General features: G+C 63.6%; 2 protein-coding genes and 1 pseudogene. 2 read left to right on the top strand and 1 reads right to left on the bottom strand.

All coding sequences use genetic code 11. The annotated features are described in order from the left end of the window. Both Y707_RS24480 and Y707_RS0108410 read left to right on the top strand, forming a co-directional pair. Window positions 1-765: pseudogene (locus Y707_RS24480) on the top strand (FAD-dependent monooxygenase); the annotation flags it as partial. An 18-nt stretch (window positions 766-783) separates the two neighbouring features. After that, complete coding sequence (locus Y707_RS0108410) at window positions 784-1,548, top strand: SCO6745 family protein (protein ID WP_442853285.1); 765 nt, start codon at window positions 784-786, stop codon at window positions 1,546-1,548. Window positions 1,549-1,616: 68 nt separating this feature from the next. Here Y707_RS0108410 and Y707_RS0108405 read toward each other — a convergent pair whose 3' ends face one another. After that, window positions 1,617-2,522 carry a LysR family transcriptional regulator gene (locus tag Y707_RS0108405; protein WP_026534750.1) on the bottom strand — a complete coding sequence of 302 codons (906 nt, stop codon included), beginning with the start codon at window positions 2,520-2,522 and terminating at the stop codon, window positions 1,617-1,619. Between the last annotated feature and the right edge of the window lie 216 nt (window positions 2,523-2,738).

The raw sequence follows: 2,738 nt of genomic DNA, 5'->3' as shown, positions 1-2,738 counted from the left end.
TACAGCTCATCGGACACCAGCGTGCTGGACTTGGAAACCGACACCCCCAAGATCCGCTTCACCGACGTCGACGGGCAGCCTTGGGAGCTCCACTGCGAGGTGGTCGTCGGCTCTGACGGCTCCGGCGGCATCTGCAAGAAGAGCATCCCGGCCGAACACCGCAAGGACTACTTCATCCAGTACCCCTTCGCTTGGTTCGGCATACTTGCCGAAGCACCGCCCAGTGCAGCCGAGCTCATCTACGCTCACTCCGACCGTGGGTTCGCGCTGATCAGCCAGCGCACCGAGAAGATCCAGCGCATGTACTTCCAGTGCGACCCCAATGAGGACGCATCCAAGTGGACGGAAGAGATGATCTGGGAAGAACTGCAAAGCCGTATGGAAGGCGAGGACGGTTTCCGGTTGAGGAAGGGCGGATTTTCGAGCAGATGGTGCTTCCGTTCCGCAGCTACGTGTGTGAGCCGATGCGCTACGGCAACATGTTCCTCGCCGGCGATGCCTCGCACACCGTCCAGCCGACTGGCGCCAGGGCCTGAACCTGGCCCTGGCGGATGTGAAGGTCCGGACGGCTACAGCGACCGCGCGTTGCAGCGGGTCTGGAAAGCGCAGAACTTCTCCTATTGGATGACCAGCATGCTGCACCAGCACCCGGACAGCTCGCCATTCGAGAACAAGCGCCAACTTGGCGAGCTGTCCGCCGTCGTCTCATCCCGCGCCGGCTCCAGCTACCTCGCCAAGGCCTACACCGGTTGGCCACTGACGTAGCCGCCCGGATCTACCCCTTTGAAAGGAACCACATTGGATCACCTCGAGGCAGTACATCAGACACGTCATGCCGTCGTAACCACCGGCGGAACATTCATGAGGTCGCGGCAGATGGCACAAGCGGAGGCTGATCTTGGGTTACCCGAACGGTCCCTGTATTTTCGTGGTCGCTCCGCAGTCCTCGGCGACCCTCCCACATCAATCGTGGCGAACCTATTTGGTCTGTTCCCCGAGTGGCTGGTCACTGCCATGGTGGAGCAGTCCACGCCGAAGATTTCATCAACCGCGGCGATAAAAGGCTACAGCCGCGCCTGCGCCGTCTGGGGCTCGGAGAAACTCCGCGGCACCGAAGCGGCGGACGAAGCGGCTGAGTTGCTGTACCGGGTCGCAGACCAAGCTGATCTCACAGCACTTCCGCTCGCCGCCGGATGGCGTGAACAGGAGCGCCCCGACGAACCTGAAGCGCGGCTTTCCCACGCGCTGATGCTCGCCCGCGAGGTCCGCGGCGGGCTCCATTTTGCCGCCCTGCGGACCGCTGGCTTAAGCGTTGCCGAAGCCACCATCGCCAATCCTGAATCCGGCCGCCCCCGGCTGCTCAAGACCGGCTGGCGTCCCGAGGATGCGGATCGGCTCGTCGGCAGGGCCGAATCCCGTCCGGACCTCCACGAACGCTGGGTCCGGGCCGAGGAACTGACGGATGAGATGTTCGCCGAAACGATGAAGGTCCTGGACCGATCAGAGACCGCGCGCCTCGTTGCCGTACTCACAAGTGACCAAGCCTAGCCACGGCCACTCCGATGACGAACCAGACCAGTCCGATCAGCAGCGCAAGCCCGCCGCTGCGAATGTAGTTACGTCAGCGACGTGACTCCCTGTTCTCCTATAAAAGTCCGCAGCCGCTCGGCAAGGGAGCGGATGGTGTCCGCAGCGAAGTGGCCGGGCATCCACGCCGCGTGCAGCGGCAGTTCGAGGACGGAAGCCGCACCTGTGTCGGTTGGCTGCTTGATCAGCACGGCGTAGGCGCCGAAGCTGGACTGGTCAGTAGCCACCCCGACGCCATGCCCAGCCGCGGACAGCGCCAGGATGGTTTGGCCGTCGTCGCACTCGGACGTTTGGCTCAGGCTAAGTCCGGCCTGGTTCAACGCGTTGTCGAGGATGTGCCGGCTGACACTGTGGTGCGAGGGCAGTATGACATGGCACCTGCAGAGTTCCTCCAGCGAGACCTCGCTCCGGCCGGCTGCGGCCCATTCGTGATCGCTGGACGTGAACACCTTTAATGGCACGCTGCCGAGCGGCAGTGATTCAAGGTCGGATTCCGGCGGAGCGGGAGAGATGACAAAGTCGGCACCATGCAGTAACGATTCATAGATTTCAAAGTGGCTGGTCTCGCGGGTGAGAATCAGCGGGTCCTGGCGGGTGGTTCCCGCGAGGAAAGGGGCTATAAAGCCGCGGGTAGACGCCGCGGTCGCTGCCACGACCAGGGTTGCCACCCGCCCACTGCGCAGAGCTGCCACGGCGTCGGTCGTGCTGCGGGTTTCCACCATCAGGCGGCGGGCCACAGGTACGAACGCCCGGCCTGCCTGCGTGAGCACAAGCCGGTGCCGGCGCGACTCGAACAGTTCGATCTTCAGCTCGGCCTCGAGCGTTTTCAATTGGCGACTGAGGGCCGGTTGGGCAATGTGGAGGATTTCGGCCGCAGCGGTGACGGTTCCGGCGTCGACGACGGCGAGGAAGTACATGATGCGGCGGTAGTTCATTTGGCGGTGGGCGCCGGTGAGCCGGGCTGGAGCTGGTCGAATGCCAGGGCTTTGCCGTTGACCAGAATCAGGTCCGCGGTAGTGGCTGGTGTCACGAGTCCTCCCGATGGGCCGCCGTCGAACCAGCGCCGGCGCAGTTGTTGTCGAAACAACTCTAGACGAGCTGGTCCTCTTCCTGCCGTGGAAACCGAAAGTCCGCAGCGTGGCCTGGGCAGT

It is taken from the genome of Arthrobacter sp. H14, from assembly GCF_000520495.1.
Classification (GTDB): domain Bacteria; phylum Actinomycetota; class Actinomycetes; order Actinomycetales; family Micrococcaceae; genus Arthrobacter_C.
Note: the sequence above shows the minus strand (reverse complement) of the source record. Positions and strands in the feature narration are given on the sequence as shown.

Bases quoted from the DNA above. Each gene is read 5' to 3' on its own strand.
- Y707_RS0108405 (WP_026534750.1), bottom strand. From the start codon at position 2,522: ATGAACTACCGCCGCATCATGTACTTCCTCGCCGTCGTCGACGCCGGA.